Here is a 26,478-nt window from a genome sequence, read left to right on the forward strand (position 1 = left end):
AGGTGCTCTTATTATGAATAACTATTTTGAAATTCCAAAAGAAAATATTGAGGCAATCACAAAAAATCTTAGTGTTCCAAAATTAGTAGAGGTTGACGAAATTTTAGAAAATGCAACCAAACGGGAATTAACATTACATGAAGTAAATTTATTATTAAATGCGATAAATTCTATTGAATTCACTGAAATAAAAAATAAGGTATTAAATGTATCAAAAAAATTAAGGGAAAAAACTTTTGGTAATCAAGTAATTACAATGGCTCCAGTTGAAGTATCAAACTTTTGCGCCTCTGACTGTGTATTTTGTGGTTGGAGAACGACTAATACTGAAATGAAAAGATTACGTTTGTCAATGGATCTTGTTTTAGAACAAGTTAAATATCTAATAAATAAGGGGATATATATTATCGAATTAGTAGGTGGTGATGACTTTAAATTTGTCCGTCATGATTTACCTATGCTTGTTAAGGAAGTAAAGAAATTATTCCCTGAAAATATTGAAGGGAAAGTAATTGTTTGTACAATGGCACTTACTCAAAAACAATATGAAGATTTAAAAGAAGTAGGTGTTGACGGAGTAATAACATGGCAAGAAACCTATGATAAATCACTGTATGATCAAAATATAACTAGGGGACCTAAGGCTTACGGAATAGATGATGATTATAGGGTGAATAAAGATGGAGATGGTTTCTTATTTAGAGTTCAGTCTCAAGATAGAGCTTTAAACGCTGGTCTCCAAGTAGCATTAGGAACAATGGTAGGATTTAACCCAAATCTGAACTATGAGGTGTTAGCAACTATTTCTCATGCTAACCACATTTTGGACAACTATGATATAGATGATACTACGCCCATAATAATAGGTATGCCTACCTGGAACACTATTACAACGAAAAAAACTGATAATAGACCAATTAACCATCCTTCAATAGAGCCTTTTTTTCCATATATTTCAGCCATTTATTTTCTAGCTTGTCAAAAGGGGAAAGTATGGGTATTTCCAAATTGTCGTGTATCATTAAACACACAAGTGGAAGCAGTGGCTACAAGCGGTATTTTTACTTCAACTGAAGTTAAAGTTGGACCAGGTGGATATTTAAAGTCAGCTATAGAAAAGATGGAACCTGAACAGAAGGTTAGGATTATTAATGAAATCAAACAAAAACTGGTTGATAATCCAAATGATAATTCTGATATATTTGAGGTGTTGGATAAAATGGAACAATTTAACCATTCATACCATAAACATGAAGAATATGTAGAATGCTTTACTAAAGAGGGACTAAGTACTAACGATATTTTCACTTTAAAAGTATAAAAGTAATTTTACAGACAACTGAAAGTAGGGAATATTAAATGTTAACAAAAGATGAGCTGGTGTCACAATTCAATGAGTTCTCAACAGAGTCTAATATTCTAAGTGATTTTCTTAACAATGCTCCTAATGATGCCATTGAGAGTATTGATAAAATTGGCCTCATTTTATTGGCTCCTGAAAATTTTGCATTAGGTATAATGGAGGACTTACTACTATATTTAGAGAAAAAAAATCTCATATTTTTAGATTTCACAATAAAAGATCAACTTTCTGATGAAGATTTAACTTTATTATATCTACCGAATTGTAAACCTTTTGTCCCGGTTTTTATTCCAAATGATTTCCGTTGGTGGTTAATTAAACAAAGGTTTACAATGGGTCCCGTTTGTGCAATTTTAGTTGGGAGTAAAGATTGCGGCACGAATAGTATTCCTAGGTTATTGGAAGGTTTAAAAGGTTACAGAGTACCATATAAAGCAAAAGTGAATAGCATAAGAGCAAAGTTCCCATCAATTAACGGTATATTGAACCTGGTACACACCTCACATAATAGTGCTTTTGTACTTAGGGAAGGAAGTATATTCTTCGATTTAAAACGTATTATACAATCTATTTTAATTGCTAGAGATAAAGGGAATCAAGGAACTTTCTCAGCTCAATATATTTATAACAATTATTTAAAAGGCTATGATTTTCATCAAGAATCTTCTAAAAGTTTTTTTGAAGTTTATTTTAGATTACAACACAAGATTTTAAATAGACTTACTTTTAAGGAGAAAGTAAATACCGAAACTGTATCTCAATTATTTGTACTTGTGAACGATGGAATTCGTATAGCAACGGAGAATTACGTTAAAAGAGAAGAACTTTTTACTTTAGCTTTTTCAATAATAATAAGCCAGAAAGAAATTATTATTAGTAATTTTCCAAGTATAAATAAAAAAGAGTTCCTCTTTGTAAATGATCCAGTAAATTGTTTATTGAACTCTTTTTATACTCTAGTAAGTTTAGAAAATGCACACAATGTTGACTGGATTGAGTATATCAAATTATTAGATGCTTTTGGAATAACTGTATCTGAATGGGAGGAATTAGTTATTGAAACTACACTTTTTAATATTAATCAAGAATTCCCGGAAGCTTTGATAAACAAATTAAGACAGTAGGCAGTTAATAACTATTTTGGAATTGATTCTAATTATATCTAAGCAAATTTGAAACTAGATATCAATTTGTAAATTAATAGTGAGGTTCTTATGAAACATGTTAATAATTATGTGGGGAACAATAAAGAAATCCCTATATACAAAGATATCGGATTCATACTTCAAAATGATGATTCTATAAATGGTGAAAACTATATTTATTCTAGGCACAACAATCCCACAATACGTATGATTGAAAACCATTTATGTGAAATGGAAAATGCAAAATGGTCCTTAATCTCACCTTCAGGTATGTCAGCAATAGATATAGCCTTGTCAATTTTTCAATCAAGGAATAAAAGACCTTGGGCATTTTTTAATAATTTATATAGTGGGACAATTTCATACATTGAAAGGGTACTTGTTAGAAGAGGAATTGTACCTATTTTTATAGACGACAATGGATTTGAAGAATATAACCTTGAGTATATTAAGGAAGTAATCCGAAAAGAAAGACCTGAGGTCCTTTTCTTTGAATCTATTTCAAATCCACTTTTAATTGTGCCCAATTTTTATGAAATAATTAAGATCGCTAAATTGTTTGGAACAAAAGTAATTATTGATAATACATTAGCTACACCATTAATATTCAATCCTTTAGATTTAGGTGCTTCCCTAGTTATCCATAGTGCTACTAAATATTTATCTGGCCATAATACTTTGATGGCTGGAATTATTTTCGGAAATGATTTTGAATTATATGAATTAGTTAAAGATTATCAAAAATGTACTGGGCAAGTTGTTAGTCCAGAGAATGCTTTTAATTTATTTGAAAATATAAAAACATTTGAAATCAGATTTAGGAAACAATGTGAGAATGCATACAAGTTAGCTTCTTTATTTAATTGCAATAACAAAGCTATTAAAGTCCGTTATCCTGGGTTAACTCATAATCATATTAACAAAGGGCAGTGCGCTAGTAATAATAATATTATTAAACTTTCTAAAAATCAATTGTTTGGGGCAGTGATAGTTATTCAAATAAACTTAAATACAAAACTTCAAAAACATGATTTATTTATTAACCTATTATCCTCGGTAATGGATAGTTCTCCTTCACTAGGAGCTACCCGATCTAGTATTCTAAATGTTGGTTCATTTTTCACATCAAAAAAGACAAATTATTCCGAAGGTTTATACCGTTTATCAATTGGTATTGAAGATATTTCTAAACTTGAATATGACTTTTCCAAAGCTTTAAACGTTTTGGAATAATTCTATATAAAGGAGTGAATTGTCATAAAGATTCTGATAATAGATATATTAAAAACTGAACAAATTGATTTAATAGAAGAAGTGATAGATATATTAAAAAATGCAGTTGGAGTTAAAGAAAGATTAGATCTGGACATTAAGTACCGTGATGAATTAACCCAAATTTCTCACAATATTTATTCAGGAATAATAATACTAGGTTCTTTTACGCCTTATAATGATGAATCTAAATGGGTTCAAGATTTAAAACATTTTATTATAGAAGTTTATAAACTAGGACAGGTTCCATTGCTTGGAATTTGTATGGCACATGAATTAATAGCTAGTATATTTGGCGGGAAAGTACAAAAACATAAATTTCGACGAGAATTAGGTACTGTTCAATTTGAGTTAACTGAAGATGGTTGTAATTCTATGTTGTTTGATGGCATAACAAAGTTTTTTAATGTAAACACTGCACATTCGCATGACGTAATTGAACCGCCATTAAATGCAAATATTTTGGCTTTTAATGAGAGAGGTCCTTGTCAGTCGTTTAAACTTAAAAATTTATATTGTGTTCAGTTCCATCCTGATATAAAAACAAGCACTCTGAAGAAATGGCTTAAGGAAGATAGTAATATAGAGAGATTAATAAATGAAAAATATATTAATTCTAAAGATGAAATTGACAAATTTTTAGATGATACCTTTTATATCACGGAGACAAATATAATTATATTCAGGAATTTTTTAAGAATTTGTAAACATAATACATGAGACGATGTTATATAATATTTTTTTCATTTTGTTTAAAGAGGTGTTGGTATGATAATAAAAGATTTAATAAGTGAGAAACAAAAAATGGTATTTGATTCAGATAGCCTAAATTATTTTGTTGAATCTGCTGAAGATAATATTATTGATTCTCTTGGAGAATTGGGTTTGATTTTGTTAGGACCCGAAACTTTTATCACTTCCAATGTAGAAAAAGTTTTAACATTATTAGAGGACCGTGGATTTGTCTTTTTAAGGATTTGTGTTATCGACTCTTTTACTAAAGAACAGCTGGCACAATTTATACCCAAAAGTATTGCTAATTCATTCCGGTGGTGGTTAATCCAAGAACGTTATATTATGGGTCCAACTGCTGCTCTGATGGTATGTAGAGATAAGAAAATAAATGAACCCATTCTAAGAGAACTTAAAAGAATTAAAGGGTATAGAATACCACTAAATGCCGAGGAATCTACTTTACGTAATCAATTACCCACAATTAATGGTTTGTTAAATTTTGTTCATACGCCTGATAACAGTGCCTTTTTATTAAGAGATTCTGAACCATTTTTCAACACCGAAGATGTTATTCAGGCTATTAATGAAATTGAAGATATTCATTTAGGTCATACAAGAGGCCTTAGTATAAATGATATTAAAGAGAAGTATTTAAACGGATATATAAATGAAAATAATTTAAACTATTCTTTCTTTTCTATTTTATTTTCATTAGTTCATCGAATATATTCAAAGATATTACAATTATCTAAACATTCTATTCGTTCAATTATAAGTTTACAAAATATTTTAACCGAAGCGCTAGAAAAGAGAGAACAATTGGTTGAAAGAATAGAACAAATACAAGCAATAAAAAACTATACTGATGAACTAATCATAGGATATAACAAAACTAAGATTGATAGTTTTCACAACTTTTTTGAAGAAAAGGATTATATTAAAGCACATATACTCTGGGATATTTCCTATGATTTATTATCTTTGAAAAATTCTTCAAAAAAAGATTGGATAACGATATTTAAAAAATTAGAATACTGTGATGTGAAGATAAAAAATATTGAATACTTAATATTAATTAGTACATTCTTAAATATAGAAGAAGAAATTCAAATTTAGTGTTTATCATAACATTCTATTAAGTGAACGACTAAAATAAAGACTTATTACGATTTTGATGGGAGATAAGAGTATGAAAACGCAAAAATTAAGGGCACTTTTGAACTCTGGAGAAATTATTAAGGTTATTGGGGCACACAATGGTTTAAGCGCAAAGCTTGCAGAACAAGCTGGTTTTGATGCCATTTGGGCAAGTGGTTTAGAAATATCTGCATCTCATGCGGTACCAGATGCTAATATTTTGACAATGACTGAAAATTTACAAGCGGCTATTGTTATGAATCAAGCTACGTCAATTCCTATAATTTGCGATTGTGACTCTGGTTATGGAAGTGTTAATAATGTAATTAGAATGGTAAAAGAATATGAAAGAAATGGTATTGCTGGTATATGTATAGAAGACAAGAGGTTTCCCAAACTTAACAGCTTTATAGAAGGGTCTCAAAAATTGGAAGATATTAGTGATTTTCAACAAAAAATAAGAGCTGCGAAAGATACTCAGGTTAATCCTGATTTTGTTATAATCGCGAGAATTGAGGCTCTAATTGCTGGAATGGGGATGGAAGAGGCATTAAAAAGGGCAGATGCTTATGTTGAGGCAGGCGCAGATGCCATTCTAATTCATTCAAAAATGGATGATATTAATGAAATTCAAGAATTTATAACAAAGTTTGATAAAAAAACACCAATTGTAATAGTTCCGACGACATATCCAAATATTACAACAAAGGAAATGTCAGATTTAAACATAAAGATGGTGATTTACGCTAATCATGGGTTGAGAAGTGCAATCACGGCAATGGAGAATGTATTCTCGCGCATCATTGAGGATGGGACTACAGCATATATTGAGTCAAGTATAACTTCAATGGATAGAGTATTTGAATTGCAAGGGATGTTTGAAATGAGGGAAAAAGAAGATAGATATAAAAAAAACCTATTAGAAATTAGATAATTAGATTTTATAACATAAGGAACTAGTTATTTTGACTTGGTTAGAGCTTGAAGGACTTTTTTAGGATATAGGCAGTTTACAAAATATTGGTATACAGCAGGTTTACAATAAGATAATTGGTTTAAATACAAATTAGATTGTATTATCTAAGTTTTGTTATTGAATACCTAGATACTATTAAAAGGGGTAGTGAGCAGATGAAAAAATTATTAGCAATAAGACCATATAACGATATTTGGTTAGATTGCAAATATAATAATTTTGTAGGGATGTTAATTAATCATAACCCATCATTTAAGAATATTATTTTTGAAATGAGTGTTTCCTACTTAAAGATACAAACAAAACAGAAATTTAGCTCGACCAATGTAAAAAAAAACTTACTAGAAGGTGGTCTTTTCTTTCCAGAAGTATCTTACAATTTAGAGCATATTCAGAACTTAATAACAGTAAAAGAAAAACAATTTACATCAACTGATTATAAAAAGTTGCATGAGTATATTAAGAATTTTTTACATGAAGATTATTACATTTTACTAAAGGTAGATAGATATTTTTATCCGAATGGTAGAGACGCAGGTAAATTTCATATGGTTCATCCTGTTTTTATTTATGGTTATAATGACTATGAGCAGTGTTACTATGCAATAGAAGATTGTATGCATCCAGGTAAACTTGACTACTATAAATTACCATATAGCTGTGTTAATGAATCATCAACTTATTTTATTTATGAAAAAAATCAAACAATTGGTGTGAGGACTTGTAAGATTAAAGAGAACCTCCCAAAGGTTAGTGAACCTAATTATATATTGTATCATGCTAGAGAGACAACAAAAAATTTATTAGAGAGTAAACTATTTTTTAATGAGCAGTATGACATTTATTATCAAACTGGGTTTAGCGCATTAGATGAATTTAATAAAGAGTTTCTGGATTATATTAATATGTTAAGGGAAATTAATATTTTGGCCCTAAGGTTTAATTCGTTCCAGCAATTACATGGTAGAAACGCTTTAATCATTAAGTCTATATTAACAGAATATAAAGTTGATACTTCCAAAGGGAAAGAGATTTATGAAGATTATCAGACACTTTCGAAAGAATGGGAAATGCTTAAAAATAGGACACAATATATGTATAAAGTAAAGATGAAAAAAGGAAAGTGTACTAATTATAAGGAATGTCAGGACCGTATTGGGAAGATTGTAAGTTTAGAAAGGGAGGCTAATGATAAATTAAGGATTTTATTAGACAGCATTATATAAGGAGGAGAGTATGAATACGAACTATTTGGATAATGAAGAAAGATTGGTGTTAATGTTAGCTAAGAAGAATCTTTCTAAAGAGGAAAGAGGGATTTTAATACAATTAATGGAGAGTCATCTTGATTGGGAAAGAATCATGGGCTCTTTATCTTTACATAGAATAAAAGGAATCGCATGGAGTAATCTAAAAAAAATATTTGGAAGGGATTTTAATATAAAATTAACCTATCCAAATTTCTTTAAAGAATTAGACTATGCTTATCGATATCAGATGTTAAAAGCAAAAGAAAATATGAAACTCACATTAGAGGTATGTAATGAATTTGAAAAGAATAATGTAAAACATGTTGTTTTAAAGGGTTTTGTATCTTCCTCTGTAATTTATAATGATTTTGGAATGAGAGAATTTGGGGATAATGATATTCTAATTCATTCTTCACAACTTGAGCAAGCACTAACTATTCTAAAAGATAAGGGTTACACTCAGGGGAATTATAATGTAATCAATGATGAAATAACGGAAGCAAGTAGGAGAGAAAAAATAGTTAGAACAATGGTCTCGCATGAAGTAATTCCGCTAGTTCACAAAGGAAATCCAATACTACCTCACCATGAAGTAGACTTACAATTTTCAATTGATCTTATGACTGGCAATAAAACCGACATGGAAGTTCAACAACTGTTAAATCGGCGTGTTGAAATGAAGTTAGGTGAGGGGAGTTTTTATACATTAGACTTATACGATTTCTTAATCTTTCTTTGCATTCATTTTTATAAGGAGGCAATATCATTAATGGAAGTTTTGCATTATGGTGATTTAAATCTGTATAAACTCTGTGATATCTATTATTTAATTGAAGATTTTTCTAATATTAATTGGAAAGAATTCCTATTCAGAATACAACAATTAAATGTTGAAAAAGAAGTATATTATTCTCTTCATTATGTGATTAATATTTTTGATTTAATGATACCTGTGAATATAATTAAAGCTATTTCTCCCAAGAATCTAGATTATATCAATGAAGTTTATTATTACAACAATGAAAATGTAGCACATGTTTGGGGAGATCCTATTATAAAGAGAATATTTAATATAGACAGAGTAAAACAAATAAAAGTAAATGAAGAGTTTTTAGGAGATAGAGGATAAATGGAAGTTAGTAGATTTGAAGAAATTATGAGAGAACATGTAGTTGACCAGTTTGATATGGAAAGGGAACTCAGCAATATGGGTATAGACTCATTGGGAACAATTGATTTAATTTTGGATTTAGAAGACGCCTTTGATATAGAGTTTCCAGATGAATACTTAAATGAAGAGTCATTCAAAAATGGAAATAGCATTTGGGGTTCAATAAATGAGATTATAAAAATGAAACTAGATAGGTGAAAAAATGGAACTTTTACTAGAACGGTTTAAATCAATAGCATCTGAATTCGAAAAATATTCAGATGAACTCGATAATAGCAATCGTTTTCCTTCTACCAACCTTGAAAAATTAAAAGAAGCTAGATTGATGGCTCCGATGATACCTAAGGAGTATGGAGGAGATGGAGCTAAATTAGAATTATTAGTTAAAGCTGCTCAAATAATATCATCTAGCTGTTTATCGACAGGGATGATTTGGGCTATGCATTGTCAACAACTGTGCATAATAATTAACCATGCCAATGAGGACATAAAGAAACAAATACTACCTAAGATTGCTGATTCTCAGAGTTATATTGTATCTGTTACATCTGAATATAAAACTAGTGACAGTCGATATCTAAATGAAATGACCATAGATAATAATGTAATAAATATCTCCAGAGCAGCTCCTAATGTAACAGGTGCTAACTATGGTGATATTTTTATCATTTTAATGAATGACTATCTTGGGAAAGGTCCAGTTTTTGCATTAGCTGAACGAAACAGTTTAAAAATAAACACACAAAGTAACTGGAACACGATGGGAATGAAAGGTACAGAAAGTTGTAGTGTCTCTATAAAGTCTAGTATAAAGTTTGATGATATTTTAGGTGCAGGGATGACTAACAAAATACAGTCGTACACAGCAGTTCCTATAGGTCACATAATGTGGGTTTCAAGTTGGTTAGGTGCATGTAAAGGTGTTTTAGAACGCTTTTTGAAATTAATTAGATCTAATGAATTAAAAGGTCATTATAATCTTAAGTCAGATCTATTTTTAGAAAGTGTAGGCAAAGTTAGAATGAAAATTGATATGATTCAAGGTTATTTAGATAGTGTTTTATATGAGTATATTACTAATGATAAAAAGGTTTTTGATGAATTAAAATACAAAATTAAGGTGAATAATCTTAAGATATCTGCATCAGAATATTTATTTCAAGCTGTTGACGAATTGTTACAAATAGCTGGTTTGAACTTAGGTTATCAAAGAAACAAATTAATTCCATTAGAAAGAGTGTTCAGAGACCTTAGATCAGCTAGATTAATGTTAAATAATCATAAATTACTAAGTATTAATGGGAAATTAAGTTTCTTAGACAGGTAGTATTAATATTTGGCTATCAATTCAAATATCATATGAAAAAGAGTGATTGTATGAATTTATATAATGAATTAATTGATAGAGTAGGAAATACGCCCCTAATAGAATTAAAACCAAATTGGTTAGGAAATAATGAAATGAAAGTTAAATTAGAGTATTTCAATCCAACAGGAAGTATAAAAGATAGAGCGGCAAAATTTATTATTAACAAATTGTTAAATAGTGGGGAGATCAACAGTGATACTTTACTGATTGAATCTTCCTCTGGAAATTTCGGTGTAGCTCTATCATTTTTTTCAAAAATAAACAATTTAAATTTCTCATGTGTAATTGACCAAAATATAAACCCTATTAACGAATTTTTAATTGAGACCATGAGTAGTCAAGTATATAAAATTACTATTCCTGATGAGCATGGAGGGTATCTCTTAAATAGAATAAAAAAAGTAAATGAATTATGTACTAGTTATCCCAATAGCTATTGGATTAATCAATACGCAAATCCATATAATGCAGAAGCTTATTATATGACATTAGGGCAAGAACTTTGCGACGAATTAGAGGAAATAGACTATTTATTTGTTGGTGTAAGCTCTGGCGGAACTATTACTGGGCTCTCTCAACGGATTAAAGAGGATAATCCAAATTGTAAGATTATTGCAGTTGATGTAAAAGGTTCCGTTATTTTTGGTGACAAGCCTAAAAAAAGATTAATACCTGGTATAGGCTCTAGCATGGTTCCTGAAATTTTAAATCAAGCTATTATTGATGATTATGTTCATGTTGATGAATTAGCCGTAATCGATAGTTGTCATGAACTTTTAAAAAATCATATGGTGTATGCGGGTGGATCATCTGGGGCTGTTTTTGCTGCTGTAAAAGTATACCTTGAAAGAATTTCAAAGCCGGGAATGAATGCTAAAATAGTTACAATTTTTCCTGACCGTGGAGATAGATATTCTTCCACCATCTATAATAATAAATGGATATCAAAATACAAGTCACAATTAGTTTCTGAATTTAGATAATTATATTTAGGGAGGTAATTAAAGTTATTTATCTTAACGAAGAGATACTAAAGACATTAGGTACTAATTGGAATGAGTTGGTTGCTAATGTAGAAGAAGCTGTGAAAATTATGCATGAAGATGATTTTTCTCAACCAATAAAACCATATTTAAGATATAAGGACCAAAAAAATAGAATAATTGCAATGCCAGCATACATTGGAGGTTTAATAAATAAATCTGGAATTAAGTGGATATCGAGTTTCCCTGACAATATAAACTATAATAAACCAAGAGCCCATAGTGTCTTAATACTTAACAATGCTGAAACTGGTGAACCAATTTCTATTATTAATGGTGCTTTACTGAGTATTTATAGAACTGTAGCGGTTTCTGCGCTAGTGGCCAAGTACGTTGACATAGTAAGGGAGTTTTCAAACTTCAACCTTGGTATAATTGGATTTGGTCCGATTGGACAAAACCATTTAAAATGTTTTGAGGATTTATACAATGAAAAAATAAATAATATTATGATTTATGATAAAAAAACAATAAACAATGATTTATTGAAAACTAATCACAAGATAAATGTGTGCTCTAGCTGGCAAGAAGTTTATAAGAATTCAGATATATTAATAACTTGTACTGTTTCAGATAAAAGGTATATAAATCTTTCTCCTAAAAAAGGGTCATTACATTTAAATGTATCTCTTAGAGATTACGAACCTAGCATCTATGACCACATGAAAGATTCAATAATAGTAGACAATTGGGAGGAAGTTTGCAGAGAAAACACCGATATAGAAATAATGCATAAACAAAAGGGCCTTAAAAAATCTGATACGTATTCTATTAATGATGTTGTATTAAAAAATGCAATTAGAAATATACCTTTGGAGAACTCAATTATGTTTAATCCAATGGGCATGTCAATATTTGATATTACTATTGGAAGTTATTATTATACCAAAGCCTTAGATAATAATATTGGGATTAGACTTGATTAGGAAGGAGAGTTTTGATGGAATTTTCAATTGAAGATTACTATAGTCCCTTGACTACGAAAGATTCAAAAGAACTGAGTAATACGTATAAAGTGGATTTTGATGATAGTTTCTATCGAATATGTAATTCAATTCAGCAAAAGCATAAATATGTTCTAGAAGATTTAGTTTTTGGGACATTAATCATGTTAATTGCAACTTATACAAATCAAGATAAGGTTTTAATAGGAAAGGTAAATAAAAATGATATTTTTGAATATTATCCTTTTGAAACAAGTGCGGAATTAACCTTTTTAGATATTCTAAATATAGTAAAAACAAAAAAGCAAAAGAAAGAATTTTTAGAAGATGATAGTGGCATAAATGTAGATATATTAGTTACTGATAGTGATATTGAAGTAAAAGGGAAAATTATTTTTGTATGTTCAAATAATGAAATTGTAATAAAAGATAGCTTGCTAAATTCTAATTATAAAACTACAAAATTGATAAATCACTTTAAATGTTTATTAACTAGTTATACAAGAAAACCCACTGCACAAGTCGATACTATTGATATGCTAACTGAAAGTGAAAAGGAAATCATTGAGGGATTTTCTTGTGGTGAAAGTGTATTAATAAACAATAATTTTATTGAACTATTTGAAATTCAAGTAAAGAAAAATCCAGAATCCATTGCTGTTCAAATTGGTGAAGAAATGTTTTCATACCAATTTATCAATCAAAAGGCTAATCAATTTGGTAGATTGTTTGAATCTATGGGAATAAAAAAAAATGAGCTTGTCACAATAAAATTAGAAAGAAATGAATGGTTTTTAGTTTGTATACTTGCATTATGGAAAATTGGTGCCATATATATTCCTATAGACCCAAAGATTCCTCAAAAAAGAGTTGAAATGATTTTGGATGAATCAAAAAGTAGATATATCATTACCAATAAGAGTGATTTATCTAATCTTAGCAATAGAAAGTATTTTATAATAAGTGAAATAATAAATGAACATGTTAGGTTTGATAAAAATAATATAAATAAGTTAATTAATAATCATGATTTAGCCTATGTTATATTCACTTCTGGCTCTACTGGTAAACCTAAAGGCGCAATGGTTGAACATATAGGAATGATTAATCATATTTGGGCAAAAATAAATGATTTTAAACTAAGCCAAACCTCTATTGTTGCACAGAATGCGTCTCAAAGTTTTGATATTTCGGTTTGGCAAATGTTTGCCCCATTGGCTATTGGTGGGAGAACAGTAATTTATGGGGATAATGTCATTAGAAATGTAAGAAAATTCATGAAATCTATAAGTGATGATACTATTACAGTATTAGAAGTTGTCCCTACATATTTAATTTCGATATTAAAATTTCTTAAGAAAAACATTGTTGATTTGTCAAAGCTGGAATTTTTATTAGTTACAGGAGAAGTGCTAAAAAAAGATATAGCACAACAATGGTTTGATCTTAATAATGATGTTGTTTTATCAAATGTCTACGGACCTACAGAAGCATCTGATGATATCACTCATTTTATAGTAGAAGAGAAAATTGAAAGCAGTACAAATTCAATTCCGATAGGGAAACCAATACAAAATATGAACGTTTATGTTTTGGACCAATTTAATAAGTTTTGTCCAATTGGCATAAAGGGGGAAATTTTTGTTTCCGGAATTGGTGTAGGACCCGGGTACCTAAATAACCAGTCTAAGACTAATGATGTGTTTTTCTTTAATAATTCATTAAGTGAATCTAGGATATATAGAACTGGTGACTTAGGGTACTGGGATCAGAGTGGGAACCTCAATTTTATAGGTAGGAAAGATTTTCAAGTGAAAGTGAGAGGACACCGAATTGAAATAGAGGAAGTTGAAAGGAACATAATAAAAATCCATGGCATAGACGACGTAGTAGTTCACGCCGTAAAAGATAAAGATGATAATACAGTTTTAACTGCATACTATATCACATCTTTAGAAACACTTTCAGGTGAAATGATCAAAGAAATGCTTTATAAATTTCTACCGAAATATATGGTACCTATGTTTTGGGTGAAGATGGATTATTTCCCTCTAAATTCTAATGGAAAAGTCGATAGAAAAAAACTTCCTTATCCATATTAAAGTAGATATGGGTGTGAAAATAGTTAACTTAGATACTTTAACAAAATCCCTTATAACTACTAAGATTTATTGAGAATAAAGGAAAAAGGTGATTAATAATGTCTCTCCGAACAGAAAGAAGGAAAAATTTGACGGTATACCTATGGTTATTGTCATTTATGCGTCCCTATAAATGGCAAGTACTTTTACTAATATGCTGTTTTATTGTGTCGTCTTACATTGAATTGATGATTCCAAAAGTCATGCAAATTTTTATTGATGATGTTGTCCCACAAGAGGACATTAAACTTTTTTATTCACTTCTTTTGGGGTTGGCCATTTTAATAGTTATAATGATTATTATTAATGGAGTGGCTAATTTATTGAAACGGACAATTCAAGAAAAGGCTTCGAAAAACCTCCAATTCACCATGTTTAAACATCTCCGATCATTAGGTTTTTCCTATTTTGAAAAACATCCTGTTGGCGAAAGTCTCGCTCTCATTAACTCTGAGGTTGAAAACATACAGGAGCTATATCGCAATCACTTTCCTTCTATGATTGGATTATCTATTTTTTCCGTTATCTCTATTGGGTTAATGGTCAGCACTAGTCTTCATCTAACATTAATTACGGTTCCTTGTTTATTTCTCTACTATTTAATTGGTCCATATTTAGAACGTCGTGCTGCCATATGGGGAAAGCGGTCTTCTGAAAATCGCGTCAGTTTTAACAACAAGGCGTACGAAAGTATATCAGCAATAGTTGAAATAAGAGCGAATGGTGCTGAAAAAGTTGATTTACAACAATTTAATAGTAAAAAGAGATCACTAAACGAGGGACTCCTATCATTATTTTGGTTTGGTTATTGGCGTGGGTCTGTTAGACGATTGTCCTACTATATTGGAGCAGTGATCATTTTCATTTACGGCTTTTGGTTGATCCAGCACAATTTGTTGTCCGTTGGTGAGATTACCGCATTTATACTTTATTATTTTGTTGCGATGCAGCGTTTAACAATCATTATCACTCTAGTGACTGAACAACAAATGATGATGCAACAAGCAAACATTCTTTACGACTTTAGTCGTTTATCCCCTGAAGTTAAGGATGCGGTAGGAAAGGAAAAACTCTCAATAGAGGGAGAACTGGTCTTTGATTCTGTGCATTTCGGATATAGTAAGCAGGGGCCAAAAATTTTAGATGATTTTTCTCTTCATATTACTCCAGGCGAAACAGTAGCTCTTGTTGGCACCAGTGGAATGGGGAAAACGACCATTTTAAAGTTAATCGGTCGATTCTACGATGTTCAAAGTGGGAGTATCTTGTTAGATGGTAAAGAGTTAAAGGATATTCCTCTTTCCCATCTAAGAGAGTGTCTTGGCTACGTTTTTCAAGAAACCTATCTTTTTGGTGATACCATTTATGAAAATATAAAATTCGGTCGTCCAGAAGCGAACGACGAAGACATCTATAAAGCAGCTAGAGAAGCCTATGCGGATGAATTCATTGAGCAGTTACCCGATGGTTACCAAACGCTTCTCGGTGAAAGAGGTATTAACATTTCTGGGGGACAAAAACAACGAATTGCGTTGGCACGAATGTTTCTCAAAGATCCAAAAATCCTTCTTCTAGATGAAGCGACTTCTTCATTGGACACAATCAGTGAAACACACGTCCAAAAAGCTCTTACCAATCTTGCAGCTGGTCGAACGACGATCATCATCGCTCACCGAATTTCAACCATTCAGCATGCGGATAAAATTGTAGTTGTTGACCACGGAAGAGTTGTTGAGATGGGTAGTTACCAAGAACTCTTAGAACAGCGAGGACATTTTTATCAATTAAAAGAGGCTCATTCTATTGTGAGCTAGAGAAAAGGGGGGAGTGTATGGAAACAGTTAGATGGCTTTTTCACTATATTTCTAAAGAAAAAGGGTTGTTTTTTTTAGGCATTCTGTTTATGACTATAGAAGGAGTCTCAAATATAGGGATCATTGCGGTTCAGCAACTTTTTATCGATGAAGTCTTCATTGGTGGAAAGGAAGAAAAGTTTTTACCGAATTTAATTTTACTTGTAACGTGTTTGTTAACATTTGCCTTGTTTTTCACCATTGGGCCTCGTCCGATGCATAAATGCGTCGCGCGGATTGATAATCGTTTATCTGAGGAATTCATGAAATACATGTACAGAATGCCTATTAGCTCGATTCAGAAGCAGCGGTCAGCGCAATTTGCTCAATATTTTTCTAGGGATATCCCAAATGTTGCCGGTCTCATTGGTGAGGAAATCCCCCGCTTTTTCTATCAAGCAATTAAAGTGATTGTGCTTGCTGTCATTATTGGATTTGCTAGCCCCGTACTATTGAGTGTTATTATCCTTTTAAGTACATGCTATATAATTGGCTCCATCTATTTCAAGGATAAAGGAAAGAAGTATTCGAAATCAGTAAACGAAGCTAAGGCTGATCTCGTCGTTGTTCTTGAAGAGGGTGTTTCATCCACTCGTGAAGTAATCGCATTTAATCGTACACAATGGGAAGAAGAAAAGTATAACAAGGTATTTGCTAAATACCTAAAAAGCATTATTAACGAAGGAAAACTGATAAATCTGCAAATGTTTGTGAGTGAACCGATTCGTTGGGTGACCGTTTTGGTGGTGTTGGCTTATGGCGGCTTTTTGGTCGTCCAGAATGAAATGTCTCTAGGTAGCTTTGTTGTTGTATTACAGTTAACTACTTTGTTGATGCTAGATTTTCAGGAGATGTTTAATAAAGTCATGCTGGTATACAATCGATTGGCTAATGTGGAGCGAATTCGCCAAGTGTTAGATGTGCCCCTTGAAAAGAGTGGAGAGAAGAAGCTTGATGGTTCTATTCAACACTTTTCCTTGGAAAAAGTATCGTTCCAGTATGAGCAGGGGAATGAGCTTATTCTAAAGGATGTAACTTTTACGATCCCGATTGGTAAAAAGGTTGCGATTGTCGGTCAAAGTGGTAGTGGAAAGTCGACCATCGCACAGCTACTACTAGCATTTTCTCAACCAACAAATGGGACAATTCAGGTTAATGATAGCATGTTATATGAGCTGTCTGAGACATTTTGGCGCGAGAAAGTTAGTGTTGTTTTTCAAGAGCCATACCTTTTCCCTAATACAATTCGATTTAACCTACTAATGGGGAACGAATCTATTACAGACGAAAGAATGGTAGAGATTTGTAAAAAAGCGCAAATTCATGAGTATATCTCGTCTCTACCGGACCAATACGATACAGTGATTGGAGAAAGAGGAATTACACTTTCTGGTGGACAGCGACAACGTCTCTCTATTGCGCGAGCATTGTTACGTGACACGGAAGTATTGATACTTGATGAGGCCACCTCAGCACTGGATCATGAGACCGAGTACTTCGTTCAACGAGAAATTGATGGTCTGAGGCAAGGAAAAACAACAATCATTATTGCTCATCGCCTCTCAACTATTATGAATGCCGATGAGATTATTGTCCTGGACGGAGGAAAAATTGTTGAAATTGGGACTCACGATGAGTTAATGCTGAAGCATGGCGTCTATGCCAATTTAATTCGGGCCAACGAAGAGAAACAAATGAATCAAGTCCTCAGTTCCTGAAACCTTTTAAGTAATCAAGTCGTTTGACTAAGTTGACTAAGAAGTGAAGAAATATAGGTTTTGTAATGGGGTTTTATACCACGAGATTATAAGAAATGTCTGAAATCAAATTTGAGAATTGAATAGGAATTTAATTATGTGCTCACCAAGTGTGAAACGGTCATAAATACTTTTTCAAAATTAGATGAACAATCTTACAATTAAGGGGATATTAGGTCAATACAAAAAATTAAAAACCTTAACAAATAGTTAGTGATAAAATTCTACTATATAATGTCTCAAAACTGACGTTCTTACCTGTACAGAGATGATGGATATTATATCCTTAACAACTGTAGCAAAGGAAAAGGACGTCGTCTTTTTTTATTATCATTCGCATTGTATATTTTGTATGTTTGAGAATTTTTTTGTAATTATCAATTTTTATTATGGAAAGGAAACAACAAAATGAGTGTTTCTTGTGTTTTGCAAATAAAAGTACAAAGTTTTGTAACCATCAAGTAGGAACAGTTTTTGCTCTTTGTTTTTGAACACTTTTAGCTTATTTAGTTTGTGCACTTTTCGCTTGGAATAGGGAGTCCCTATTTTTTATACGGTGACTAGCCCCATCGAAGTGAATACCTTCAGAGCGATGGAGAAGGCGAGCTAACATCGCCGTTGTAATCCCCTGGTCTCCCAGTAACTCTCCCAATTCTTCAGGTCCTTTATTGGATGTTAATATTATCGAACTTCGTTCATAAAGATGTTGACCAAGTGAAAGAAGAGATTTGCTTCGTGTTGGTCCATTGCCATATACATTAAATCATCAAGCACAATAGCAACTTTGTTTACTTTTTATATACAAAATACTGTTTATGAGAATATCTAGTTAGATAAATTTGCTCAAATATCAAAAAGTAACAACAATTTAGTGGGATAAATTGTAAATGAGAATCGAATTAAAAGGGATAGACTATATAAATTGCGACAAAAAAGATAATTAAAGGGTAGAAAACTTTAGGATTATAAACTACAACAATAATATATTGGACTATTTGCTACTTCTTTCTACAAAAAAGTAGTTTTAACTAATAAATAAAGTTATTTCGCGTTAAATACTAATTTAACGAACAATTAACAATTAAAATATGGTATAATAAAAACAGCTAAACTTAGAAAAGCTTAGCTGCCGAAGATTTATTATTATTCATAGTTTTGTGTGTCGGATTAATTTTCACCGAACCTAGGTACGGGTACTCTGTCAATCCTACGTTATACTAACCGTATCTTGATACGGGGCTACAACGTAATATTACTATATAATATTTATCTAAATACGTCAATAAGGAGGATAAAATGTGTCTACAGAGTTAATGAATATTTTCTTTGATGAAAGTGGTCAAGATTCCGATAAACCAACAACAATGGGTGGCTTACTCATCCCCCATTCCGTTTACATTTCACAAGAAATGAATGCCCTTAACGAGCGATTACGGTCTAAAGAAATAAAATTGCATTGGACAGATTATACGGGTGACGGGGTGCTAAGAGAAAATATTAAAGAGGCCATTACCGCATTTTCAACCATTGCAAAGTATACACGGATGAATGTCATTAATTACAACCGCTCCTCCCTCGACTTGCGTTATAAACTGTCTGATGATATTGGGAGCAAAAAGCAAATGGGCCGCAAAAAAAAAGAAACCATGAATTACGCTACATTAATGGTTTATACGAAAATTCCTGAACGTATCTTTTATGGATTGCTTCGTAATTACGGGAAAGACGTATACATAAAAACTGATATTTTTATAGAAAAAGAAGGTAAATATGAAAAGTATAATCTAGAAACACGATTAAAAGAAAATTTAAATACTCAATCATTATACCGAGCTGAGCAATTTTGGGTGAAAGATAGTAAAATGGTCACCAAAGGACAGATGATCGGTATAGAATTGGTTGATTTAATTCTTGGGGTTATTCGATTGATTATACGAAGATATCCGGTTCCACCAGGATTAACAGATGACCAATACAGTGAAAGACAAATTAAAGGTAAAGCGAAGAAGCACCAACTAGTCATTGAGTTACTTAAAATAGATCCATTTCAACAATTCTTAAGAACAATAAAATACTATGAATGGGATAGCAATAAGGAACTTACGGAAATTTCCTTTGGTGATTATATGGACTTATTCATGGCTAATAATTTCAGAGAATTTCAGTAGGTTACTAGTATATTTAGGAAACCAATTTTAAGTAACTCAACCTGTAACAATACTCAAGTAGGAGGAGAATAAATATGAGATACATTATTAAGCAATTTTCTTCAAAAGGGAAGCGCTCTCGCGTAGAAAAATTTAGAAATATTCTGTCGTTAGCTTCAACAATTCTGGAAGGAGAACTTCCTAATACTATTTATGATCTTATCTACTCGTTAGGAAAACCCTATCATCTAAAAGTAATAAATGATTGCATAATGGGAAACAGTATATCTCCGGAAACTGCTTTTCGAGAGGAGCATCTATTTTTTAAACACTTCAATGATAAATATAGTTTAATTCAGTTTGAGTAGTAACTCGCTAAGAGAACATTTTAGAAACGAATAAAACTTTAAAATTAATGATATTGACAAAAGAAATTTAGTTAATACAATCTGGTTTGGCTGTGACATTAGTTTTTGGCATATACATTTACGGTATTACTGTACTAATCTAATTTAAAGTGAGGTTTTAATGATGAAATTAAATAAAGAGAACTTTTTTAAAGACTTTAATGTTGACGAGAAAGAATTCGATGATGCACAAATGGATTGGGAATCCCTACAAGATATCTTTATTGATTATAGTAATTACAGACTTACGTTATCACCAACTGCTGAAACTATAGCCAATATTCTAAGAAAACAGTCTGATGCTCATTCTGTTCGTACTCGTGTTAAAGATGCAAAGCACCTAATAGATAAAATAATAAGAAAAACAATAAGAAAAAAGAAATTATATCCAGAATATAGAATTACAATTGATAACTATAAAAAAGAAATCACTGACTTAATAGGAATCCGAGTACTCCATTTATATAAAGACCAAGCAATTTTTATTGACAAATTCATTAGAGAGAATTGGGATTTAGTGGAGACACCTACAATTAACTATAGAGACGGTGACTTTACAAAAGAAGAATTAAAAGAAAATAAAGATTTTGATTTTAACGAACACCATGCTGGATACCGTTCTTGGCATTATTTAATTACGACAAATCTAACTAAACAGACTCTAATTAGTGAGATCCAAGTAAGAACAATCTTTGAGGAAGGATGGAGTGAAATTGACCATCAACTTAGATACCCCAACGACCTAGAAAATGGTCTAATAAAAGAGCAACTATTGGTGTTAAACAGAATTGCTGGAAGTGCTGATGAATTAGCAAATTCAATTCGTGAAACAAAAATCCAAACAAATAAATTAATTCAACAAAACAAACAAAGTGACGAGCTTATACAAGAGTTAAACTTAAAACTAGAACAGGTCCTTAAGGATAATGAAATTAAGGAAGCAGATAAAATAGAACTTCAACGAAAAATAAAAGATTTAGAGAGGTCTAGAACCTCAAGTAACAGTTTACTCGGACAACTTGTAGTTAGGAAGAGTCCTTTGGATATTGTCTATAACGATGATCTCTCTTTAAAAGCTAGCGCTAGCCCATATAGTATTGTGGCGGATTACGGTTCTTTTTTAACTGAAGATTCACTTAAAGTATCATCATATGATTCAGTTAAATTATCAGCAGATGCACTTAAAGTAAAAACTGAACCTATCACACCTTCCACAATTATAGTTAAGAATAACAAGGACTAATATTCGTTAAAATTACATTTAGTGCAAAAAAGGAGGTTCAATATGTCTTCTTCTATTGAAAAACAAAAACATGAAAAGAGATTAAGTCATCATATGAAAGAATTCCCTGATTATGTTATGGAATACATACAGGCTCAAAAAAGAAAATCTCGTTCCCCCTCTACCCTTTTAGGCTATCTACATGATTTTAAAAAATTCTTCGAATACCTGTTACGTGAAGGATTAACGGATGCCGAAATGATTAAGGATGTACCCTTTTCCACTTTAGAACATTTAAGAAAAAGTGAGTTGGAATATTACATTGATTATCTTCGTGAAGACGATATTGAAGTACGTAAAAATGTATTCAAAAAACGTTCAAAGGCAGCAATTAATCGAAATATCTCTGCTCTTACCTCCCTCTTCAATTACTTAACAACTGAGACTGAAAATGAAGAAGGTGAATGTTATTTTTATAGAAACGTAATGAGTAAAATACCATTAGAAACATCTAAGACAGAAACTTCGAATAGCCGATCAACAAAAATAAGCAAAAAAATCTTACATGACCAGTCTATTACAGGTTTGATTGAGTTTGTTCGCAATGAGTATGAAAAACAAGTGGATAAGATACAGAAAGAACGATTCCTTAAGAATAAAGAAAGAGATATTGCTATCCTATCTTTATTTCTTGGAACTGGTCTGAGAGTTAGCGAATTAGCTAGTCTAACGTTAGATGCAATTGATTATAACGAAGAACAAATTGATGTGGTAAGAAAAGGCGAAAAGGAAGATACTATTCAAATTCTTGCTGAAGCATTAATAGATTTAAAAGATTACCTTGAAGTTAGGAACAGCAAGTATAAGGCTACAGATAGTGATTACTATGTATTCGTTACCAATTATAATGGAACGGTTAAACCTATTTCCGTAAGAGCCATACAGAACTTAGTACAACGTTATACGAAGGCATATAATAAAGGGCAACGTCATTTAAGTCCACATAAACTGCGCCATTCATTTGCAGGAGAATATTTAAAAAATAGTGGCGGTAACATGATATTGTTACGAGATCAGCTGGGTCACAATTCTATTGAAACTACCTCTCTCTACACTAACCTTGACCGTAAAGAACATAAGAAGGTTATGAAGAATATAAGTGACTCAAGGAAACAGCATAATAATACTAATAAATCGGAAGAACAATAAGAATGAAAAAATTGTAATTTAAATTAAAGACAAAAAGTAATTAACCCCCGTTCTAAAATTAGGACGGGGGTTAAAGTATAATAACTGTGTAAAGTTATATTTTATTTTCTTCTTCAAACACTTTTATCGAGTATATATTAGATGTCTAATGCAGCTTCTAATTTGGCAAGCTCTTCACGTGCATTTTCAATATATAATAGGGCTTCCGCTAACTCATCTTTGCCTAACAAGTCACCAGTTGAAAATCCTGACATGATAGCAATTTGTTGATCAATAGACATATCAATATACATAAGAGAGTTTTCAAGCATTTCTCGTTGTTCTTCTGTAAATTTGTCTTTGTTTAGCGTAATGACCAAATTAATTGTACCTAAAGGGTAGTCTTTCAACCGTTTCAATTGCCCAACTGCCTCTTCTGCTGTTTCTTTAAAACTATCCATATCATCATCATCTAATCTCCTTTTAAGTGAAGAAAAATAAGTGTTAAAAAGAGAGCTACTTCCATCTTTAATATCACTACGGTCCAAGTAATAATCGAAATACTCTTCTAATCCAGCAATGTAAACATATTTTGGTGCATTTAATTCTGATTGAATTTCAACTAGTTGTTGGTTGGAAATATTTTCAATGTGGTTTTCTATTTGTTCTAATCCCTCAATAATGTGTTCAGAATTGTTAAATTGAATTCTCGCTTCTGAACCAATTGTCATTGCTAATACATTTAAGGAAGTTTTAAATTCCACAAAATCGTCAGATAATATATACCCACCATTTTTTAAAGGATGATTAATACTAGAAAACACTTCTAAAATATTTGCTCTTGCTTCTATACTATCTTCAAGGTATATATCTACCACTTTTTCCTCATTTTCCTCAACTCCACACCCTGTTAGTGCAAGTAACGAAAATAAAATCATTACAATCGTCTTCAATTATAAACCTCCTCTCAATGATGTATTTATTATATTTGTATATCTTAACTTAGTAGAAATTACTAGGAAAGAGGTATTTTATGGATTATCTTTAGTAGGTTACTTAATAAGATATTTTACCGTTCAGTTTTTCATTAATCTGGAGAATAAGCAAACTTGAACAAGAACATACATTCCCTTATAATAACCTTATACTATTGTCTAAGGAGTTTTGCTATATGTTACGTGACCGGGGTACAAAAAAATGGACAGCTATGATGATACCTGAGCATGTCGCTAAACTAAACGAGTTATATGATGAATTGAGTAAAATTGAACAACCTGAAATTGACCCTCAACAACTTGAAGAATTTGAGGTAATAATAGCTGAAGCTATGGAGGAGAATCAGGAGCTTGAACTATCCTATTGGAAAGAGGGAATAATTTATAACCTTGTTGGTTGTATTCATTATGTGGACCTTAATACAAAAAACTTAAGAGTTATTGATAACCAAGAGGAACGACACTTTGTTTCATTTAGTTCCCTAGTTGATTTGAGGATTAGATAACTAATTCTCCAGATAAAAAGTATAAAAACAGCAACCGAATTTAAAGATTCGATTGCTGTTTTATTTATAAGTTGCGTAAAAGAAAAATATAAAGAATTATTGTAAGAACAATGTTTAATATTCCTATAATAATTAAGTTTTTCCCTAAATCTGTTTTATATGGGTCGGTAGTAGATGTATAGATAGCCCCTACTATAATCCCGATAGATGGTAACAAAAGTGCTACTATGTATAGTAACAATGCTATAGAATTATCACTTCCAGTGTTGTTATCGCTTATCATAAAAGGTCTTTTTGATAATTTAGTACCTTTGGCCACAAAACTTCCACATTCCTTGCATTTATAGACGTTTTTTTCCACAGTCGCACCGCAATTAGCACATTCTTTTTTCTTTTCTACAATAGACTCTTTGCTATTAATGCTAGTATTTTTTAGTGATTCATTGCAGTTAGTACAATAAAACTTGTTAATAGGATTATGCGTCTCACAGTTTTGACATTGTTTATATTGTTGCATATCTTTACCGTCCCCTTTAGGTTATAGGTTATTATGCCTATTATATAACTACAAGTGAAAAGAAAATAGAGAAAATACAAAGGGTATAGTTCCAATATAAGTAAAATCAGTAATTTAGTTTGATTGTTTTCCAATAGCCTATTGACTATAAATAGTTTAAGAGTTAAAATAATATCATATAGTGTAAAATGTGTTTTATAATTAGTAAGAGGTGATTATATATGACTATGCTTATGCATTTAGCTGATTCAACTTTACAATATATAAGGGGTAAACAAACGGGTTTTTGGGGAATTATAGGCATTTTTTTAGCAATATGTATTGTAATTATGTGGAGCGATATTAAACCTGTCTTTGTAACTATTGGAATAACTCCATTACTAGACCAATTGGGTATCATTCATCCTGACGATCCTGGTGTTACTGGTTTTAAGATTTTTCTATTATTAATAGGAGTTCAAGTAGTTCTTTTTATATTTGGTTTTATTGCTATTACAATTTTTGCTATGGTAGGTGGAATATTTGACACTAAAGTAGGAGATTACCTTCAAATAGGGTGTGCGATTTTAGTGTTTTTGCCTATTCTTATCCCTATAGCTTTTTTATACGGATTGGCACAGATACCCCTGTACTTACATGATAGAAAACTTAAAAGACAGGACCCAGATGGATATGCTGAAAGAAAACGGTTAGAAAAAAATAAGAATGTGATTGACCAGCTAATAAGTGATGGATGTTCCGAGGAAGAAAGTAACATTCTCTCTTATGAAGATGGTTACGAGGAACTAGATCGATTGCCATCAAGAAAAGAATTTAACTTTCTTTATGGTATTGGTTATGATAGAGAAATCTATTTATTATTACCTCGTCCTCTGTCAGTTAAAGAGTGGTACTACGATAATATACTTTGTGAGAAATTAGATGTTGTTATATATAACCCTAATATCCATAAACCAATGACCGGTGGTTATTATGAACCAAAAAAATTTAGGATAAGCATTAATAATGAAAATAGAGAAGAAAAATTTGGTGAATATTTAGGTCACGATATTCCTATAATTCCTATAAATAAAATAGAATTTTTTATCGATCCTTCAAAAAGTAGTGACCTTTTTAACTTTAGTCAATATTATGCTAAGTCCCTATGCTATATAGAATATGTTAAATCCTTTCAAAGTCATTTTTTTACACTGAAAAATAATATAATACGAAAGTTGACTACAGTCGAAAATACAGATGAGGAATATAGCAACTTATATAACGAATTGGTTACTTTACACGCTTGTAATGAAGAGGACGTTCGGAAAGAATATGAAGAAGATATAACTGAAAAAGGGTGA

23 protein-coding genes and 1 pseudogene are annotated in these 26,478 nt (G+C 31.3%); 21 read left to right on the forward strand and 3 right to left on the reverse strand.

Going from position 1 to position 26,478, the window contains the following annotated elements; genetic code table 11:
* The first annotated feature begins 13 nt into the window (after window positions 1-13).
* The 15 genes from BK585_RS23190 to BK585_RS23260 all read left to right on the forward strand — a co-directional run bounded on the left by BK585_RS23190 (window position 14) and on the right by BK585_RS23260 (window position 18,117).
* Window positions 14-1,321 carry a radical SAM protein gene (locus BK585_RS23190; protein WP_078557183.1) on the forward strand — a complete coding sequence of 436 codons (1,308 nt, stop codon included), beginning with the start codon at window positions 14-16 and terminating at the stop codon, window positions 1,319-1,321.
* Window positions 1,322-1,359: 38 nt separating this feature from the next.
* Entirely contained in the window at window positions 1,360-2,487 is a 1,128-nt protein-coding gene (locus BK585_RS23195; RefSeq protein ID WP_078557185.1) for a nucleoside-diphosphate kinase, read from the forward strand.
* Between the two features lie 90 nt (window positions 2,488-2,577).
* Complete coding sequence (locus BK585_RS23200; protein ID WP_078557187.1) at window positions 2,578-3,741, forward strand: PLP-dependent transferase; 1,164 nt, start codon at window positions 2,578-2,580, stop codon at window positions 3,739-3,741.
* A gap of 81 nt (window positions 3,742-3,822) precedes the next feature.
* Complete coding sequence (locus tag BK585_RS23205; protein WP_170885724.1) at window positions 3,823-4,500, forward strand: type 1 glutamine amidotransferase; 678 nt, start codon at window positions 3,823-3,825, stop codon at window positions 4,498-4,500.
* Window positions 4,501-4,548: 48 nt separating this feature from the next.
* Window positions 4,549-5,631 carry a nucleoside-diphosphate kinase gene (locus BK585_RS23210; RefSeq protein ID WP_078557191.1) on the forward strand — a complete coding sequence of 361 codons (1,083 nt, stop codon included), beginning with the start codon at window positions 4,549-4,551 and terminating at the stop codon, window positions 5,629-5,631.
* Between the two features lie 73 nt (window positions 5,632-5,704).
* A complete protein-coding gene (gene aepX / locus BK585_RS23215; RefSeq protein WP_078557193.1) occupies window positions 5,705-6,586 on the forward strand; it encodes a phosphoenolpyruvate mutase in 882 nt (293 codons plus the stop codon).
* A 197-nt stretch (window positions 6,587-6,783) separates the two neighbouring features.
* Window positions 6,784-7,854 carry a cysteine peptidase family C39 domain-containing protein gene (locus BK585_RS23220; RefSeq protein ID WP_078557195.1) on the forward strand — a complete coding sequence of 357 codons (1,071 nt, stop codon included), beginning with the start codon at window positions 6,784-6,786 and terminating at the stop codon, window positions 7,852-7,854.
* Between the two features lie 10 nt (window positions 7,855-7,864).
* A complete protein-coding gene (locus tag BK585_RS23225; RefSeq protein ID WP_078557197.1) occupies window positions 7,865-9,007 on the forward strand; it encodes a nucleotidyltransferase family protein in 1,143 nt (380 codons plus the stop codon).
* Window positions 9,008-9,247 carry a phosphopantetheine-binding protein gene (locus tag BK585_RS23230; RefSeq protein ID WP_078557199.1) on the forward strand — a complete coding sequence of 80 codons (240 nt, stop codon included), beginning with the start codon at window positions 9,008-9,010 and terminating at the stop codon, window positions 9,245-9,247. It begins immediately after the preceding gene.
* Window positions 9,248-9,251: 4 nt separating this feature from the next.
* Window positions 9,252-10,376, forward strand: a complete 1,125-nt coding sequence (locus BK585_RS23235; protein ID WP_078557201.1) for an acyl-CoA dehydrogenase family protein — start codon at window positions 9,252-9,254, stop codon at window positions 10,374-10,376.
* Between the two features lie 50 nt (window positions 10,377-10,426).
* On the forward strand, window positions 10,427-11,401 hold the full coding sequence (gene sbnA, locus BK585_RS23240; RefSeq protein ID WP_078557203.1) for a 2,3-diaminopropionate biosynthesis protein SbnA: 975 nt from the start codon (window positions 10,427-10,429) through the stop codon (window positions 11,399-11,401).
* Between the two features lie 44 nt (window positions 11,402-11,445).
* A complete protein-coding gene (locus BK585_RS23245) occupies window positions 11,446-12,387 on the forward strand; it encodes a 2,3-diaminopropionate biosynthesis protein SbnB (RefSeq protein ID WP_342744321.1) in 942 nt (313 codons plus the stop codon).
* A gap of 14 nt (window positions 12,388-12,401) precedes the next feature.
* The gene (locus BK585_RS23250; protein ID WP_078557205.1) at window positions 12,402-14,507 is read left to right on the forward strand and encodes an amino acid adenylation domain-containing protein; all 2,106 of its coding nucleotides are present in this window, start codon (window positions 12,402-12,404) and stop codon (window positions 14,505-14,507) included.
* A gap of 98 nt (window positions 14,508-14,605) precedes the next feature.
* Window positions 14,606-16,360, forward strand: a complete 1,755-nt coding sequence (locus tag BK585_RS23255) for an ABC transporter ATP-binding protein (RefSeq protein ID WP_078557206.1) — start codon at window positions 14,606-14,608, stop codon at window positions 16,358-16,360.
* Window positions 16,361-16,377: 17 nt separating this feature from the next.
* Complete coding sequence (locus BK585_RS23260; RefSeq protein WP_078557208.1) at window positions 16,378-18,117, forward strand: ABC transporter ATP-binding protein; 1,740 nt, start codon at window positions 16,378-16,380, stop codon at window positions 18,115-18,117.
* A 541-nt stretch (window positions 18,118-18,658) separates the two neighbouring features.
* On the opposite strand, the pseudogene BK585_RS23265 reads toward BK585_RS23260, so the two are convergent.
* Window positions 18,659-18,933, reverse strand: a pseudogene (locus BK585_RS23265) (ATP-binding protein); the annotation flags it as partial.
* 521 nt (window positions 18,934-19,454) lie between these two features.
* On the opposite strand from BK585_RS23265, the gene BK585_RS23270 reads away from it, so the two are divergent.
* From BK585_RS23270 to xerS, 4 genes are all read left to right on the forward strand, one after another.
* Window positions 19,455-20,324, forward strand: a complete 870-nt coding sequence (locus tag BK585_RS23270; RefSeq protein ID WP_078557210.1) for a DUF3800 domain-containing protein — start codon at window positions 19,455-19,457, stop codon at window positions 20,322-20,324.
* 74 nt (window positions 20,325-20,398) lie between these two features.
* Window positions 20,399-20,671, forward strand: coding sequence for a hypothetical protein (locus BK585_RS23275; protein WP_078557212.1), 273 nt, complete (start codon window positions 20,399-20,401; stop codon window positions 20,669-20,671).
* A 163-nt stretch (window positions 20,672-20,834) separates the two neighbouring features.
* Window positions 20,835-21,953: a hypothetical protein gene (locus BK585_RS23280; RefSeq protein WP_170885725.1), complete on the forward strand. Its 1,119-nt coding sequence runs from the start codon at window positions 20,835-20,837 to the stop codon at window positions 21,951-21,953.
* Between the two features lie 42 nt (window positions 21,954-21,995).
* The gene (xerS, locus tag BK585_RS23285) at window positions 21,996-23,141 is read left to right on the forward strand and encodes a tyrosine recombinase XerS (protein WP_078557216.1); all 1,146 of its coding nucleotides are present in this window, start codon (window positions 21,996-21,998) and stop codon (window positions 23,139-23,141) included.
* 137 nt (window positions 23,142-23,278) lie between these two features.
* Here xerS and BK585_RS23290 read toward each other — a convergent pair whose 3' ends face one another.
* Window positions 23,279-24,073 (reverse strand): hypothetical protein, encoded by a 795-nt coding sequence (locus BK585_RS23290; RefSeq protein ID WP_078557218.1) that lies wholly within the window; start codon window positions 24,071-24,073, stop codon window positions 23,279-23,281.
* Between the two features lie 218 nt (window positions 24,074-24,291).
* On the opposite strand from BK585_RS23290, the gene BK585_RS23295 reads away from it, so the two are divergent.
* Window positions 24,292-24,621, forward strand: coding sequence for a YolD-like family protein (locus tag BK585_RS23295; RefSeq protein WP_078557219.1), 330 nt, complete (start codon window positions 24,292-24,294; stop codon window positions 24,619-24,621).
* A gap of 64 nt (window positions 24,622-24,685) precedes the next feature.
* On the opposite strand, the gene BK585_RS23300 is transcribed toward BK585_RS23295, so the two are convergent.
* Window positions 24,686-25,138, reverse strand: coding sequence for a double zinc ribbon domain-containing protein (locus BK585_RS23300; RefSeq protein ID WP_078557221.1), 453 nt, complete (start codon window positions 25,136-25,138; stop codon window positions 24,686-24,688).
* A gap of 221 nt (window positions 25,139-25,359) precedes the next feature.
* Here BK585_RS23300 and BK585_RS23305 point away from each other — a divergent pair, with 221 nt between their 5' ends.
* The gene (locus BK585_RS23305) at window positions 25,360-26,478 is read left to right on the forward strand and encodes a hypothetical protein (RefSeq protein ID WP_078557222.1); all 1,119 of its coding nucleotides are present in this window, start codon (window positions 25,360-25,362) and stop codon (window positions 26,476-26,478) included.

Source organism: Bacillus alkalicellulosilyticus (assembly GCF_002019795.1).
GTDB classification, from domain to species: domain Bacteria; phylum Bacillota; class Bacilli; order Bacillales; family Bacillaceae_F; genus Bacillus_AO; species Bacillus_AO alkalicellulosilyticum.